Raw genomic sequence first — 15159 nt, forward strand, 5'->3', positions numbered from 1 at the left:
TCGGCCCCTTTAGTGAGAGGATTCCGCGTGGCTCATGTTCATGCCTTCCATACCGTCGTGTGAGGTGTGCTCACCTTCCGGTTGGGTCATGTCCATGCTCTTCCCGTGGCCCATAAATTGATTAACAACATCTTTAAACAAATCGGGTTTCACGCTGGAGAAGTACTCCACTTTGTTATATTCGCTGGGCGCTGCGACCTTCTGGAACGTCGCCATATCGCGCATTGCGTTCGGAGACTGTTTGGCCTTCGCCACCCACTGATCGAATCCTGCACGGTCCTCTGTTGCGATAGCTTTAAACTTCATGCCAGAAAAACCTGGGCCGCTATAGCTGGCGGAGATGCCGTCGTAGGTGCCCGCTTCATTGGCAATGAGATGCAGATTAGTTTGCATTCCTGCCATCGCATAAATCTGGCTGCCCAGACGCGGGATAAAGAACGAGTTCATCACGGAGTTAGAGGTCACTTTAAATGCAACCGGAGTGTTCGCCGGGAAAGCGATTTCATTCACGGTAGCAATGCCCTGTTCCGGATAGATGAAGAACCATTTCCAGTCCATGGAAACCACTTCAATAGTGATCGGTTTCTCATCGTGAACCAGCGGTTTGCTGGGTTCAAGCGCGTGCGTTGTCTTCCAGGTCAGCACGGCAAGGAACAGGATGATAAGAATGGGCACCGTCCAGACCACAGCTTCCACTTTATTGGAGTGTGACCAGTTGGGGCTATACTTCGCATCTTTGTTGCTCGCACGGTACTTCCAGGCAAAACCTACAGCCATCAAGATGGCGGGAATAACGACAATCATCATCAGGCCAAAGGCCGTCAGTATCAGTGAACGTTGCTCCAGTCCAATCTGTCCTTTGGGGTCAAGGAGTGCAGAATCGCAGCCACTGAGTAAAAAAGTGCCTGCGAATAATGACAACCATCCCAAACTTTTATTGTATTTCCTGAGTATCATGTAACGACCTCAATTCCACGGGATCTGGTGGCGTTGAAAGAGTATGGTCATTTTAAGGGAAGGTTACATTACTGTAAACATGAATGGAGCTGTGTCAGTTAAGTGTTACCTTCTTCTGCCGTACATGTCACACATGTTGCGCATTGTGTCTAATTTTCAACCGCAGCAGGCGTGGTACGGGTGTTATAACGAAACCGGGAGCAAAAAGAGGGCGGGAGGGGTAATTGGTATAACCATTGCTTAAAATATACAAATAATTAACAAATGCATATCAAATAAAAGACATTTTCAGATAGGAAAATTAAATTGCTAGCAGCTGAATCGGTTTAGGGGGAAATATTTTTTTGGAAAATTACCAATAATTTCCAGAATTCTATAGCGCACGAAACAACAAATATTTTTAAAAAATAATAAAAGCATGCAGCGTTATAATTACTGGCAGTAACTACAATCACAAATAGCGTTTTCTTATTCTGCCAGCAGCCGGGTTTTACGCAGGGCCAGATAATCCAGTACCCCACCGCACAGGATGCCAGCGATGGCGATGGCTGCGCCGAACGCCAGCAGATACGGTGCGAAGGTAAGGTGGAACAGGCCTGTTGCACTGACTATCAGGGCCAGCAGCCACAGCCCAAGCAACCCTGAGCCAAACATCAATAGCCGGAGCGCAAAACGATAGCCGCGGGCGAAGTGTATTCGCGGCAGGAACCCCGCATGTTGCCGGGTATATTCCAGCGTCTGGCGGCATACCAGTAAAAGTATTAGTCCGGGGACGGCGGCAGCAACGCTAAACAGATAGAACGTCGGCCAGCCGTACGCCTCCACAAACCATCCTGCAAGGGGACCGACATAAACCCGACCAATGGCTGAGAGTGCGGACAGCAGAGCAAACTGGGTCGCAGAAAAAGAGCGATTACACAGCGTCATCAGTAGCGCAACAAACGCTGAGGTTCCCATGCCGCCGCACAGGTTCTCAAAGAAAACGGCTGCGCCCATGCTGATTATGTTCTTATCCGTTACTGCAAGCAGCCAATAGCCTGCGTTTGATACACCCTGAAGAATGCCAAAAATCAGTAAGGCCCGGAAAAGCGAGAGGCGCTGCATCAGAAGACCGCCGTACATCGCGCCAACAATCGTTGCCAGCAGCCCCAGCGTTTTATTGATCATCCCCACGTCACCGGCATTAAAACCCACGCCGCGGATCAGGAAAGTGGTGGTCAGACTCATTGCAAACGCGTCGCCAAGCTTATACAACACGATGAGCAGCAAAATTAACCAGGCATTATTGCGCCCGAAAAAGTCGCGTAATGGTGCAGTGACAGCCTGCTCAAGGGTCCGGGGAACCGGAATGGTGTCTGTCGGCTCTGGTGCAAGAAGCGTAGTAATAATGCAGGGAATAAGCAGGACGGCCATCAGCCAGTACATTCCCTGCCAGCCCAGCCACCGATCCGCCAGCCACAGGGCCAGACCGCCGGAAACCAGCATCCCTAATCGATAGCCCAGTACGCTAACCGCAGAGCCGGTACCGCGCTCTTGCGCATTGAGCACATCCGTTTTCCAGGCGTCAAAAACAATATCCTGCGAGGCGGAGCAGAACGCAATAATCACTGCCAGCGCGGCCATCCAGCGTAAGTGGGTTAAGGGTTCGAGGAAACCCATGGCGGCAATTGTGATGAGCAGCAGAAGCTGAGTGGTCAGCAGCCAGCCGCGGCGACGTCCAAGAAAGGGCGGCGTGTAGCGGTCCATGACCGGGGACCAGAGGAATTTAAAGACGTAAGCCTGCCCCACCAGGGAGAAAAACCCGATGGTTTTTAAATCAATGCCTTCGACAGTCATCCACGCCTGTAAAGTACCGGAGGTCAGCGCCAGAGGCAGGCCTGACGAGAATCCCAGTATCAGTAAGGCTGGACCCATAACGGGCTGGCGGAACACCGCCAGCAGGCGAAAGAGTAGCGAGCGCATCAGTGCTGGCCCGACCGCGATCGGGCCTGACTAAACGGATTAATGCGCGTTTTGCTTGACGAAATCGTGGATGCTGGTGTCCTGCGCCATATCGGAAATGGTATCCGTCATAACGTTGTTGACCGCATCAGCGATATTTTTATTTGAGGCCTGGAATGCACCTTCAATGGAGTAGCTGGCACGGTAGTTTTTGGTCATCTTGCTGCCGTTAGCGGCGGTAGCGATAATCGCGATATCCGCTTTGGTCGCAATATTGTAACGCACGTTGCCCTGAGAGACATTGGCATACAGTTGATTCACGATGATTTGCAGGTCGACCGCGCCGTTTGGCCCAATCATATAGCCGCGCGCTGTCATTTGTTTCTCAAGAACTTCCTGTAATAAGAAGCGCAGATCGCGAGAGGCGGTCAGCGTGATCTGCTGGTTGTCACGAGTCACTTTTGACAGTGCCTGGTCAGGACGTTGATCGGCGCCGTTAATGCTAACCGTCACACCCATCAGGCTCGGGTCCTGCTGCGGCAGCGTGATTTTCGGCGAAACATCAATGGTAGTCGGCGGGGTAGCACAACCTGCCAGTACGAACATAGCCATCAACGGGAAGAGTAATTTTTTAAACATTTTAAGATTCTCAGCGCAATGTGTACTTATAAGTAAGAAATTCCCGCCATCATAACATTGCTAACAATTAGGGGAAGTGCCTGACGCAGGTAAATTCAGCATGTTGTCCGATTTACGACCAGTGCATACCTTATATGACAATACTGATGGGAAATCATCGGCATCAGGCCATTAACTTTGGCAGTTTGGCTAATAAAAGGAGACGAAAGCTAAATTTTTGTTGTCTAAATGTAATGAAGACGGTAAAAGCGGCTACGATTTAAAGGGATGGGCGACATCTCAACGTTGTCGAAGGAGTAAGTTCATGATGATACGCGAACAAATCGAAGATAAATTAAGAGCAGCGTTTGATCCTGCCTACCTCGAAGTGGTCGATGAAAGCTATCGCCACAACGTACCGGCGGGTTCAGAAAGCCATTTCAAAGTCGTTCTGGTCAGCGATCGTTTTACCGGCGAACGTTTTCTCAGCCGCCATCGGATGATTTACGGCACGTTAAGCAGCGAACTGTCTTCTTCCGTGCATGCGCTTGCATTGCACACCTATACGAATAAAGAGTGGGCAGGACTTCAGGATACCCTCTTTGCTTCTCCTCCCTGTCGTGGCGCGGGAAGCATCGCATAGGAAAACGTATTTGCAACTATCGGAGCTTTTCCAGTATGTTGCTACAGATTATGTGAAAACGGCCTGCGGGCCGTTTTGTTTTGTCTGAATTTTGCCCACACTGTGCAGCCTTCAGACAACATGAGCCGGGAATTGTGAAATGTGCAGCCGCACGCGCAATAACCGTTCTCGACTCATAAAAGCGATGCCGCTATAATGCGCGTCTTATTTTTCGGAATGTCTTCGGGATGATTCTGACGCAGGGAATGGGTTTCTGATTTAGAGAGAACATCCCGGTACTGTGAAACACAGACCTGTTTCCAGGTAGAGTTGACCGAGCACTGTGATTTTTTTGAGGTAACAAGATGCAAGTTTCAGTTGAAACCACTCAGGGCCTTGGCCGCCGCCTGACTATTACAATCGCTGCTGACAGCATCGAGACCGCTGTAAAAAGCGAGCTGGTCAACGTTGCGAAGAAAGTACGTATTGACGGCTTCCGTAAGGGAAAAGTGCCGATGAACATCGTTGAACAGCGTTACGGTGCTTCCGTTCGCCAGGATGTTCTGGGCGAGCTGATGAGCCGCAACTTTGTTGACGCGATCATCCAGGAAAAAATTAATCCAGCCGGTTCACCGAACTACGTTCCAGGTGAATACAAACTGGGCGAAGACTTCACCTACTCCGTAGAGTTTGAAGTGTATCCGGAAGTTGAACTGAAAGGTCTGGAATCTATCGACATCGAAAAACCGATCGTTGAAGTGAACGACGCTGACGTTGACACCATGCTGGACACCCTGCGCAAGCAGCAGGCAACCTGGTCTGAAAAAGACGGCGCGGTAGAAGAAGAAGATCGTGTGACCGTTGACTTTACCGGTACCATCGACGGTGAAGAGTTCGAAGGCGGCAAAGCATCTGACTTCGTACTGGCAATGGGTCAGGGTCGAATGATCCCAGGCTTTGAAGAAGGCATTAAAGGCCACAAAGCAGGTGAAGAGTTCGTCATCGACGTGACCTTCCCGGAAGATTACCACGCTGAAAACCTGAAAGGTAAAGCGGTTAAATTTGCCATCAACCTGAAAAAAGTTGAACAGCGCGAACTGCCGGAACTGACCGAAGAATTCATCAAACGTTTCGGCGTTGAAGACGGTTCTATCGACGGTCTGCGTGCAGAAGTACGTAAAAACATGGAGCGTGAGCTGAAAGGCGCGGTACGTAACCGCATCAAAACTCAGGCTATCGACGGCCTGGTGAAAGCGAACGAAATCGACGTTCCTGTTGCCATGATTGACAACGAAATCGACGTGCTGCGCCGCCAGGCTGCACAGCGTTTCGGTGGCAACGAAAAACAGGCTCTGGAGCTGCCGCGCGAACTGTTCGAAGAACAGGCTAAGCGTCGTGTTGTTGTCGGTCTGTTGCTGGGTGAAGTCATTCGCACCAACGATCTGAAAGCTGATGAAGAGCGTGTTAAAACGCTGATCGAAGAAATGGCTTCTGCCTACGAAGATCCGTCAGAAGTGATCGAGTTCTATAGCAAAAACAAAGAGCTGATGGAAAATATGCGTAGCGTTGCGCTGGAAGAACAGGCTGTTGAAACCGTTCTGTCTAAAGCTAACGTGACTGAAAAAGCCACCAACTTCAGCGAACTGATGAACCAGCAGGCGTAATTTTTACCGCTTTCTGTGTAAAAAACCGTCACCCTCCGGTGGCGGTTTTTTTTTGCGGCGGTTATTGCTCTGAAAGAGTGCCAAAACGCCATTTCAGTGTTAGCGTAACAGCAAAAGATTGTTATGCTTGAAATAGCGTGATGTCGTCCCCATTACGGGAAGACAGCAATAAAGTTTCTGACTGAGATACCGACACTAGCGTTAATGCGTTTTGCAGGCGGTGGCCATGATGAGGCTACCCGAGGGATGAATGCGTTATAATCCGTCTACATGGTAAGCATCAGTACAGGGCTTTTTTCAATTATTATCCAGGAGACGGAAATGTCATACAGTGGCGAACGAGATAATTTTGCACCGCACATGGCCCTGGTGCCCATGGTCATTGAGCAGACTTCACGCGGTGAGCGTTCTTTTGATATTTACTCCCGTCTGCTCAAGGAACGCGTTATTTTCATGACCGGCCAGGTTGAAGACCATATGGCCAACCTGATTGTGGCGCAGATGCTGTTTCTGGAAGCCGAAAACCCGGAAAAAGACATTTATCTGTACATTAACTCGCCTGGTGGGGTGATTACTGCCGGGATGTCCATTTACGACACCATGCAGTTCATCAAGCCGGATGTCAGCACTATCTGTATGGGCCAGGCTGCCTCGATGGGGGCGTTTCTGCTTACAGCTGGCGCTAAGGGCAAGCGTTTCTGCCTGCCAAACTCACGCGTTATGATTCACCAGCCGCTGGGCGGCTATCAGGGCCAGGCGACGGATATCGAAATCCATGCCCGTGAAATCCTGAAAGTGAAAGGGCGCATGAATGAACTTATGGCACGCCACACGGGTCAATCACTTGAGCAGATCGAACGTGACACCGAGCGCGATCGCTTCCTGTCTGCTGCGGAATCCGTAGAATATGGTCTGGTAGACTCTATCCTGACCCAACGTAATTGATGCCCAGGCAGTAAGTGTGTCGCTATACTGTAAGTACGGCGGCACAACGCTTGCGAAGCGGCTTGCGCTTAAGAATGGCATTTGCGTCGTGATGTGCGGCACAAAGAACTTAAGAAGAGGTTTTACTCATGACAGATAAACGCAAAGATGGATCGGGCAAACTGTTGTACTGCTCTTTTTGCGGCAAAAGCCAGCATGAAGTGCGTAAACTGATTGCCGGACCGTCCGTGTATATCTGCGACGAATGTGTTGATTTATGTAATGACATCATTCGCGAAGAGATCAAAGAAGTGGCACCGCATCGCGAACGTAGCGCACTGCCGTCGCCGCATGAAATTCGTCATCACCTGGACGATTATGTTATTGGCCAGGAGCAGGCAAAAAAAGTGCTGGCGGTTGCGGTTTATAACCACTACAAACGCCTGCGCAACGGTGACAGCAGCAACGGCGTCGAGCTTGGCAAAAGTAACATTTTGCTGATTGGCCCGACCGGTTCAGGTAAAACCCTGCTGGCAGAAACGCTGGCGCGCCTGCTGGACGTTCCGTTCACCATGGCCGATGCAACCACCCTGACCGAAGCCGGCTATGTGGGTGAAGATGTTGAAAACATCATCCAGAAACTGCTGCAAAAATGTGATTACGACGTGCAGAAAGCGCAGCGCGGCATCGTCTATATTGATGAGATTGATAAAATCTCGCGCAAATCTGACAACCCGTCCATTACCCGCGACGTGTCCGGGGAAGGGGTACAGCAGGCGCTGCTGAAACTGATTGAAGGTACGGTTGCTGCCGTTCCACCGCAGGGTGGGCGTAAACATCCGCAGCAGGAGTTTTTGCAGGTTGATACCTCAAAAATTCTCTTTATCTGCGGCGGCGCATTTGCAGGGCTTGATAAAGTCATCGCCCACCGTGTTGAAACCGGCTCTGGCATTGGTTTTGGCGCAACGGTGAAAGCGCAGTCTGACAAAGCAAGCGAAGGCCAGCTGCTGGCGCAGGTTGAACCAGAAGATTTGATTAAGTTTGGTCTGATCCCTGAATTTATCGGTCGTCTGCCGGTGGTGGCAACGCTGAGCGAACTGAGTGAAGAAGCGCTGATTCAGATCCTGAAAGAGCCTAAAAACGCCCTGACCAAGCAGTACCAGGCGCTGTTTAATCTGGAAGGTGTTGAGCTGGAGTTCCGCGATGAAGCGCTGGACGCCATTGCCAAGAAAGCGATGGCGCGTAAAACTGGCGCCCGTGGTCTGCGTTCTATCGTTGAAGCTGCACTGCTGGATACCATGTACGACCTTCCTTCTCAGGAAGAAGTTGAAAAAGTGGTTATCGATGAGTCAGTGATCACCGAGCAAACCAAGCCGCTTCTCATCTATGGCTCTTCTGATGCGCAGCAAGCGTCAGGCGAATAATTAGCCAATTCTTACAGTCAGTTAATCAAAAAGGGGGGATTTTATCTCCCCTTTTATTTTTCTCTCAAACATAGCGTTGAATGTATGGGAATCATCCCCATATACTGAATCACATGTTAAAGATGCATGAAGTACAGTGCTATCTGTTTACCTGGCGGACACTAAACTAAGAGAGAGCTCTATGAATCCTGAGCGTTCTGAACGCATTGAAATCCCCGTATTGCCGTTGCGCGATGTGGTGGTTTATCCGCACATGGTCATACCCTTATTTGTAGGGCGGGAAAAATCTATCCGTTGCCTTGAAGCCGCCATGGATCATGATAAAAAAATCATGCTGGTAGCGCAGAAAGAAGCATCAACGGATGAGCCGGGTGTTAATGATCTTTTCACCGTCGGGACCGTGGCCTCTATTTTGCAAATGCTGAAACTTCCTGACGGCACCGTAAAAGTGCTGGTAGAAGGGTTACAGCGTGCGCGTATTACCGCATTATCTGATGATGGCGAACATTTCTCGGCGAAAGCCGAGTATCTGGAATCGCCGGCGATGGACGAGCGCGAGCAGGAAGTGCTGGTACGCACCGCGATTGGTCAGTTTGAAGGGTATATCAAACTGAATAAAAAAATCCCCCCGGAAGTGCTGACCTCGTTAAATAGCATTGACGAGCCTGCACGCCTGGCGGATACCATTGCAGCCCATATGCCGTTAAAGCTGGCTGATAAACAGTCCGTGCTGGAGATGTTCGACGTCAATGAGCGTCTTGAATATCTGATGGCCATGATGGAATCAGAAATCGATCTGCTTCAGGTTGAGAAACGCATCCGCAACCGCGTTAAAAAGCAGATGGAAAAATCGCAGCGCGAGTATTATCTGAATGAGCAAATGAAAGCCATTCAGAAAGAACTCGGTGAGATGGACGATGCGCCCGATGAAAACGAAGCGCTAAAACGTAAAATTGACGCCGCGAAAATGCCGAAAGAGGCAAAAGAAAAAACCGAAGCTGAGCTGCAAAAGCTGAAGATGATGTCGCCGATGTCTGCGGAAGCGACCGTCGTTCGCGGTTATATTGACTGGATGGTCCAGGTTCCGTGGAACGCCCGCAGCAAGGTCAAAAAAGATCTGCGTCAGGCGCAGGAAATTCTGGATACCGACCACTATGGCCTGGAGCGCGTCAAAGACCGCATCCTTGAGTACCTTGCGGTACAAAGCCGTATGAACAAGCTGAAAGGGCCGATCCTGTGTCTGGTTGGGCCGCCGGGGGTGGGTAAAACCTCTCTGGGCCAGTCTATTGCCAGAGCGACCGGGCGCAAATATATCCGTATGGCGCTGGGCGGCGTGCGCGATGAAGCTGAGATTCGCGGTCACCGTCGTACCTACATCGGTTCAATGCCCGGCAAGCTTATCCAGAAAATGGCTAAAGTGGGGGTTAAAAACCCGCTGTTCCTGCTGGATGAGATCGACAAAATGTCTTCAGACATGCGTGGCGATCCGGCTTCAGCGCTGCTTGAAGTGCTGGATCCTGAGCAGAACGTGGCCTTCAGCGATCACTATCTGGAAGTGGACTACGATCTCAGCGATGTGATGTTCGTGGCGACCTCCAACTCCATGAATATTCCGGCACCGCTGCTGGATCGTATGGAAGTGATCCGTCTGTCCGGGTATACCGAAGACGAAAAGCTGAACATTGCTAAACAGCATTTGCTGCCGAAGCAAATCGAGCGCAATGCCCTGAAAAACAGCGAAATTACGGTTGATGACAGCGCGATTTCCGGCATTATCCGCTACTACACCCGTGAAGCGGGCGTGCGTAGTCTGGAACGTGAAATCTCGAAACTGTGCCGTAAAGCGGTTAAGCAGCTGCTGCTGGATAAATCGCTTAAGCATATTGAAATCAACGGCGACAACCTGAAAGATTTCCTCGGCGTACAGCGCTTTGATTATGGTCGTGCGGACAACGAAAACCGCGTAGGTCAGGTCACCGGGCTGGCATGGACCGAAGTGGGCGGCGATCTGCTAACCATTGAAACGGCTTGTGTGCCGGGTAAAGGCAAGCTGACCTACACGGGTTCGCTGGGTGAAGTAATGCAGGAATCCATTCAGGCGGCGCTGACGGTAGTGCGTGCCCGGGCAGAGAAGCTTGGCATCAACGGCGACTTCTACGAAAAACGGGATATCCACGTTCACGTACCGGAAGGAGCAACGCCGAAAGATGGCCCGAGCGCGGGTATTGCCATGTGTACCGCGCTGGTCTCTTGCCTGACCGGGAACCCGGTACGGGCAGACGTAGCGATGACCGGTGAAATCACTCTACGTGGGCAGGTTTTACCTATCGGCGGTTTGAAAGAGAAACTACTGGCGGCACATCGCGGTGGCATAAAAACCGTGCTTATTCCTTACGAGAATAAACGCGATCTGGAAGAAATCCCGGATAACGTCATTGCTGATTTAGACATTCACCCGGTGAAGCGGATCGAGGAAGTTCTGACGCTTGCGCTGCAAAACGAACCTTCTGGTATCCAGGTCGTCAGCGCAAAATAGTGACATCGCGCAAAGAGCGCTAATAAAAACAGGGCTGGCATGTCAATTCGGACTTGCCAGCCTTTTTTTGTATCGCTACTTTAGACTGCTGGTCTGGCACGTCGTGAGTAACGGGTGTTGTAAGGGCATGTCAGTCCTGTTATAACTGCTGCGCGTTCGTACGATGAAGGATTCATGTACGATATAAATTATAAAGAGAGGAAGAGAACAGTGAATAAATCTCAACTGATAGATCAAATTGCTGCAGGGGCTGATATCTCTAAAGCTGCGGCTGGACGTGCGTTAGATGCTTTAATTGCTTCTGTTACTGAATCTCTGCAAGCCGGGGATGACGTTGCACTGGTAGGGTTCGGTACTTTTGCTGTCAAAGAGCGAGCTGCCCGTACAGGTCGCAACCCGCAAACAGGTAAAGAGATCACCATCGCTGCCGCTAAAGTCCCGGGTTTCCGTGCGGGCAAAGCGCTAAAAGACGCAGTAAACTGATCGTCTCCCGGAAGGGATGTGACACAGTATGAGGGCGCATCATTTGATGTGCCTTTTTTATTTGTGATGCGAGATTTCGGTTTTAGCTGCTGACAATCGCCCCGTTTTCTTGTCACAATACCCCTTTACGCGCAGGGTTCGTGCTATGCTGCGCGAAGTATAAAGTCATCTACAGCGGAGCGTTGTTACACCATGATGGACAACTTACGTACGGCGGCTAACAGCCTCGTACTCAAGATTATTTTCGGTATCATTATCGTGTCGTTCATTTTGACCGGCGTGAGCGGCTACCTGATTGGCGGTAACGATAATTACGCCGCAAAAGTGAATGACCAGGAAATTGGTCGTCAGCAATTTGAAAATGCCGTTGCCAGCGAACGTAACCAGCGCCAGCAGCAGATGGGCGATCAGTTCTCGGAACTGGCCGCCAATGAAAACTACATCAGAAATATGCGTCAGCAAGTGCTGAGTAGCCTGATCGATGAAGCGCTACTTGACCAGTATGCTCGCGAGCTGGGTTTAGGTATTAGCGACGATCAGGTCAAGCAGGCTATCTTCTCGACTCAGGCTTTCCAGAGCAATGGTCAATTCGATAATGCGCGTTATAACTCACTGGTTAATCGTATGGGCATGAGCGCCGATCAATACGCGCAGGCGCTGCGTAATCAGTTAGTGACTCAGCAACTGATTAACGCTGTAGTCGGTACTGATTTCATGCTGCCGGGCGAAACAGACGAACTGGCAGCGCTGGTTGCCCAGCAGCGTGTGGTACGTGAAGCGACCATCGACGTTAATGCCTTGATGGCAAAACAGCAGGTAAGTGACGCCGAGATCCAGGCGGCCTATGAGCAGGATAAAGGCAAATTTGTCTCACCTGAGCAGTTTCGCGTGAGCTACATCAAAATGGATGCGGCATCCATGCAGCAGAACGCCTCCGATGAAGAGATCCAGGCTTATTACGATGAGCATCAGGATCAGTTCACTCAGTCCGCACGTAACCGTTATAGCGTTATTCAGACCAAAACCGAAGCCGATGCGAAAGCGGTGCTTGATGAGCTGAATAAAGGCGCAGATTTTGCAGCCGTCGCGAAAGAAAAATCGACGGATATTATCTCTGCCCGTAACGGCGGCGATGTTGGCTGGATGGACGATGCCGGTACGCTCCCGGAACTGAAAGAGGCGGGTCTGAAAGAGAAAGGCCAGCTTTCGGGCGTGATCACATCTTCCGTCGGCTTCCTGGTTGCGCGTCTTGATGATACCCAGCCTGCGCAAGTAAAACCGCTGGCGGAGGTGCGTGATGACCTTAGCGCTAAAGTTAAACAGGAAAAAGGACTGGATGCCTACTTTGCACTGCAGCAGAAAGTAAGCGAAGCGGCCAGTAATGACAACGAATCGCTGGCAGGTGCTGAGCAGGTTGCTGGGGTCAAGGCTGTCGAAACAGGCTGGTTCGATCACAATAGCCTGCCGGCTGAGCTGAACTTCAAACCGGTTTCCGACGCTATTTTCAGCGGTGCGCTGGTCGGGCAGAACGGCACGCCGGGCAGCAACTCTGACATTATCACCGTCGATGGCGATCGTGCCTTTGTGATCCGCGTAAGCGAGCACAAAGCTGAAGCGGTCAAACCGCTGGCAGAGGTAAAAACGCTGGTAGCCGAAAGCATCAAACGTGAGAAGGCAACCCAGCAGGCGAAGCTGGACGCTGAGAAACTGCTTACAGCGCTGCAAACGGGTAAAGGCGATGAAGCCATGAAAGCGGCTGGCTTACGTTTTGGCGAGGCGAAAACGCTTACTCGTGCAGGTCAGGATCCGGTGAGTCAGGCGGCGTTCACGCTGGCACTGCCGGCACAAGGCAAACCTTCTTACGGAATGGCTGACGACATGCAGGGAAATATCGTCCTGCTGGCGCTGGACGAAATCAAAGCCGGAACGATGCCTGCTGAGCAGAAGACGGCGATGGTGCAGGGGATCACCCGAAACAATGCACAAATCGCGTTTGAAGCCCTGATGAGTAACCTGCGCAAACAGGCCAAAATTAAGTATGGCACGATTGCTGAACAGCAATAATTACGTGTCAGCTTCCATAGCAGTGTAATCTGTTGCAACAAACAAAGGCCGCTTTCGCGGCCTTTTCCATTTTTGCAATTCCCTGTTTGTCTCCGGTTTTGCGTCTCGCTATCGTAACGTCGCTGTCAACAAACAAGGAGATAACAGCATGAAACGTGGAATCAAAATGGCCCTCATCACCGCTGCCCTGACCTGTGCCGGGCTAAGCTTTCCAGCGCTGGCGGCGCAGTCTGCTGCAAAAGCACACCCGCAGGTAACCCAGGCGGCACCTGATGCAAAGCCTGCACCGCACGGTAAAACGGCGGCTGCTACAACAAAGGCTGACGATGATGAAGGTACCAGGGTCAGCCTCAATAGCGCCTCGGCTGAAGAGCTGGCACATGCCATGAACGGCGTTGGACTGAAGAAAGCCCAGGCGATTGTCAGCTACCGGGAAGAATACGGTCCGTTTAAGTCTCTTGACGATCTTCAGCAGGTGCCAGGAATGGGCAGTTCGCTGGTGGAACGTAACCTCGCTCACCTGACGCTATAAATTTCATTCGAGCGGTTGCACGACGCGCAATTTTTGCCAGACTAAAGAGGTCATACCAGTGGTGTGGCCTCTGTCTCTTATTACAACAACAAGCAAGGTTATCGCGCTATGCAGACTCAAATTAAAGTTCGCGGTTTTCATCTCGATGTCTATCAACACGTTAACAATGCCCGCTATCTGGAGTTTCTGGAAGAGGCCCGCTGGGACGGGCTGGAAAACAGCGACAGTTTTCAATGGATGACGGCGCACAACATCGCTTTTGTAGTGGTTAATATCAATATCAATTACCGTCGCCCGGCGGTGCTTGGCGATCGGCTGATCGTCACCAGCCAGCTACAGCAGCTTAACGGTAAGAGCGGCGTATTAAGCCAGGTGGTTACCCTGGAGCCTGAAGGACAGGTTGTTGCCGATGCATTGATCACCTTCGTCTGCATTGATCTAAACAGTCAGAAGGCGCTGGCGCTTGAGGGAGAACTACGCGAGAAACTCGACGCCATGATGCCAGGGGATCAGAAAGCGGAATAACGGCATCGTTGTACCGGTAAGGCTGCGCTTGCGCTGTGGCAACACCTTTTCAGGCCCGGTAAGGCGGAGCCGCCACCGGGCAAAACAACCTCCCGGCAGCCGCTAACGGTTTGTCCGCCTGCGGTACTGGCCTACGCCAGACCGGTTTTTTCCTGCATTGCCGCTTTCACCGTGTGCGTATTTGCCAGATACTGATTCAGGCCATTGGCGCGCAGATTACAGGCGGCGCACTGCCCGCAGCCGTCGCCTTTAATACCGTTATAGCAGGTGAGCGTTTCACTGCGGACCAGGTCCAGTTTGCCCCAGTAGTCTGCCAGCGCCCATGTTTCTGCTTTATCAAGCCACATCAGCGGCGTTTCAAAGCGAATATTTTTTGCCATGCCGAGGCTCACCGCGTGATTCAGCGCTTTCACAAATTCATCACGACAGTCCGGGTAGCCGGAGAAATCGGTTTCACAAACGCCGGTTATTACCGCTTCGGCTTTTACCTGATACGCGTAAATTGCCGCCAGGGTTAAAAACAGGATATTGCGTCCCGGCACAAAGGTATTCGGAATTCCATCGGCATCGGGTTCATAATCTGGCACCGGAATACTGTCGCGCGTCAGACTGCTGACCGCCAGTTCATTGAGCAACGTGACATCCAGCACTTTATGCGCGCGTGCGCCCAGCGAGAGTGCCAGTTCACGCGCAACATCAATCTCTGCCCGGTGGCGCTGACCATAGTCAAACGTGACACAGTGAACATCATCATACTGATGCAGGGCCTGGATCAGGCAGGTAGTGGAATCTTGTCCACCGCTAAATACGACGACGGCGCTTTTCATTACTCTTTCCGACGGTTGGATTAAAACACTATGGTAGCGTCT

13 protein-coding genes are annotated in these 15159 nt (G+C 51.2%); 9 read left to right on the forward strand and 4 right to left on the reverse strand.

Going from position 1 to position 15159, the window contains the following annotated elements:
* Positions 1–9: 9 nt before the first annotated feature.
* The 3 genes from cyoA to AC791_RS07320 form a co-directional block, all read right to left on the reverse strand.
* A complete protein-coding gene (cyoA, locus tag AC791_RS07310; RefSeq protein ID WP_049839818.1) occupies positions 10–957 on the reverse strand; it encodes a cytochrome o ubiquinol oxidase subunit II in 948 nt (315 codons plus the stop codon).
* Positions 958–1425: 468 nt separating this feature from the next.
* Complete coding sequence (gene ampG, locus AC791_RS07315; RefSeq protein ID WP_049839819.1) at positions 1426–2919, reverse strand: muropeptide MFS transporter AmpG; 1494 nt, start codon at positions 2917–2919, stop codon at positions 1426–1428.
* A 39-nt stretch (positions 2920–2958) separates the two neighbouring features.
* On the reverse strand, positions 2959–3537 hold the full coding sequence (locus tag AC791_RS07320) for a lipoprotein (RefSeq protein WP_049839820.1): 579 nt from the start codon (positions 3535–3537) through the stop codon (positions 2959–2961).
* Positions 3538–3841: 304 nt separating this feature from the next.
* Here AC791_RS07320 and bolA point away from each other — a divergent pair, with 304 nt between their 5' ends.
* The 9 genes from bolA (at position 3842) to AC791_RS07365 (ending at position 14290) form a co-directional block, all read left to right on the forward strand.
* Positions 3842–4159: a transcriptional regulator BolA gene (bolA, locus tag AC791_RS07325; protein ID WP_049839821.1), complete on the forward strand. Its 318-nt coding sequence runs from the start codon at positions 3842–3844 to the stop codon at positions 4157–4159.
* 344 nt (positions 4160–4503) lie between these two features.
* Complete coding sequence (gene tig / locus AC791_RS07330) at positions 4504–5802, forward strand: trigger factor (protein ID WP_049839822.1); 1299 nt, start codon at positions 4504–4506, stop codon at positions 5800–5802.
* A 321-nt stretch (positions 5803–6123) separates the two neighbouring features.
* Positions 6124–6747, forward strand: coding sequence for an ATP-dependent Clp endopeptidase proteolytic subunit ClpP (gene clpP, locus AC791_RS07335; protein ID WP_049839823.1), 624 nt, complete (start codon positions 6124–6126; stop codon positions 6745–6747).
* Positions 6748–6875: 128 nt separating this feature from the next.
* Positions 6876–8150, forward strand: a complete 1275-nt coding sequence (clpX, locus tag AC791_RS07340) for an ATP-dependent protease ATP-binding subunit ClpX (RefSeq protein WP_049839824.1) — start codon at positions 6876–6878, stop codon at positions 8148–8150.
* A gap of 181 nt (positions 8151–8331) precedes the next feature.
* Complete coding sequence (gene lon / locus AC791_RS07345) at positions 8332–10686, forward strand: endopeptidase La (protein ID WP_049839825.1); 2355 nt, start codon at positions 8332–8334, stop codon at positions 10684–10686.
* A 210-nt stretch (positions 10687–10896) separates the two neighbouring features.
* On the forward strand, positions 10897–11169 hold the full coding sequence (gene hupB / locus AC791_RS07350; protein WP_049841562.1) for a nucleoid-associated protein HU-beta: 273 nt from the start codon (positions 10897–10899) through the stop codon (positions 11167–11169).
* 192 nt (positions 11170–11361) lie between these two features.
* Positions 11362–13233 (forward strand): peptidylprolyl isomerase, encoded by a 1872-nt coding sequence (gene ppiD / locus AC791_RS07355; protein ID WP_049839826.1) that lies wholly within the window; start codon positions 11362–11364, stop codon positions 13231–13233.
* A gap of 148 nt (positions 13234–13381) precedes the next feature.
* Entirely contained in the window at positions 13382–13765 is a 384-nt protein-coding gene (locus tag AC791_RS07360; protein WP_049839827.1) for a helix-hairpin-helix domain-containing protein, read from the forward strand.
* 108 nt (positions 13766–13873) lie between these two features.
* Positions 13874–14290 (forward strand): YbgC/FadM family acyl-CoA thioesterase, encoded by a 417-nt coding sequence (locus AC791_RS07365; protein ID WP_049839828.1) that lies wholly within the window; start codon positions 13874–13876, stop codon positions 14288–14290.
* Positions 14291–14421: 131 nt separating this feature from the next.
* On the opposite strand, the gene queC is transcribed toward AC791_RS07365, so the two are convergent.
* Entirely contained in the window at positions 14422–15117 is a 696-nt protein-coding gene (queC, locus tag AC791_RS07370; RefSeq protein WP_049839829.1) for a 7-cyano-7-deazaguanine synthase QueC, read from the reverse strand.
* Between the last annotated feature and the right edge of the window lie 42 nt (positions 15118–15159).

This window comes from Klebsiella sp. RIT-PI-d (assembly GCF_001187865.1).
GTDB lineage: Bacteria > Pseudomonadota > Gammaproteobacteria > Enterobacterales > Enterobacteriaceae > Superficieibacter.

Excerpts from the sequence above, each read along its gene's own strand:
- cyoA (WP_049839818.1), bottom strand. The coding sequence starts at position 957 with ATGATACTCAGGAAATACAATAAAAGTTTGGGATGGTTGTCATTATTC.
- ampG (WP_049839819.1), bottom strand. The coding sequence starts at position 2,919 with ATGCGCTCGCTACTCTTTCGCCTGCTGGCGGTGTTCCGCCAGCCCGTT.
- AC791_RS07320 (WP_049839820.1), bottom strand. The coding sequence starts at position 3,537 with ATGTTTAAAAAATTACTCTTCCCGTTGATGGCTATGTTCGTACTGGCA.
- bolA (WP_049839821.1), top strand. The coding sequence starts at position 3,842 with ATGATGATACGCGAACAAATCGAAGATAAATTAAGAGCAGCGTTTGAT.
- tig (WP_049839822.1), top strand. The coding sequence starts at position 4,504 with ATGCAAGTTTCAGTTGAAACCACTCAGGGCCTTGGCCGCCGCCTGACT.
- clpP (WP_049839823.1), top strand. The coding sequence starts at position 6,124 with ATGTCATACAGTGGCGAACGAGATAATTTTGCACCGCACATGGCCCTG.
- clpX (WP_049839824.1), top strand. The coding sequence starts at position 6,876 with ATGACAGATAAACGCAAAGATGGATCGGGCAAACTGTTGTACTGCTCT.
- lon (WP_049839825.1), top strand. The coding sequence starts at position 8,332 with ATGAATCCTGAGCGTTCTGAACGCATTGAAATCCCCGTATTGCCGTTG.
- ppiD (WP_049839826.1), top strand. The coding sequence starts at position 11,362 with ATGATGGACAACTTACGTACGGCGGCTAACAGCCTCGTACTCAAGATT.
- AC791_RS07360 (WP_049839827.1), top strand. The coding sequence starts at position 13,382 with ATGAAACGTGGAATCAAAATGGCCCTCATCACCGCTGCCCTGACCTGT.
- AC791_RS07365 (WP_049839828.1), top strand. The coding sequence starts at position 13,874 with ATGCAGACTCAAATTAAAGTTCGCGGTTTTCATCTCGATGTCTATCAA.
- queC (WP_049839829.1), bottom strand. The coding sequence starts at position 15,117 with ATGAAAAGCGCCGTCGTCGTATTTAGCGGTGGACAAGATTCCACTACC.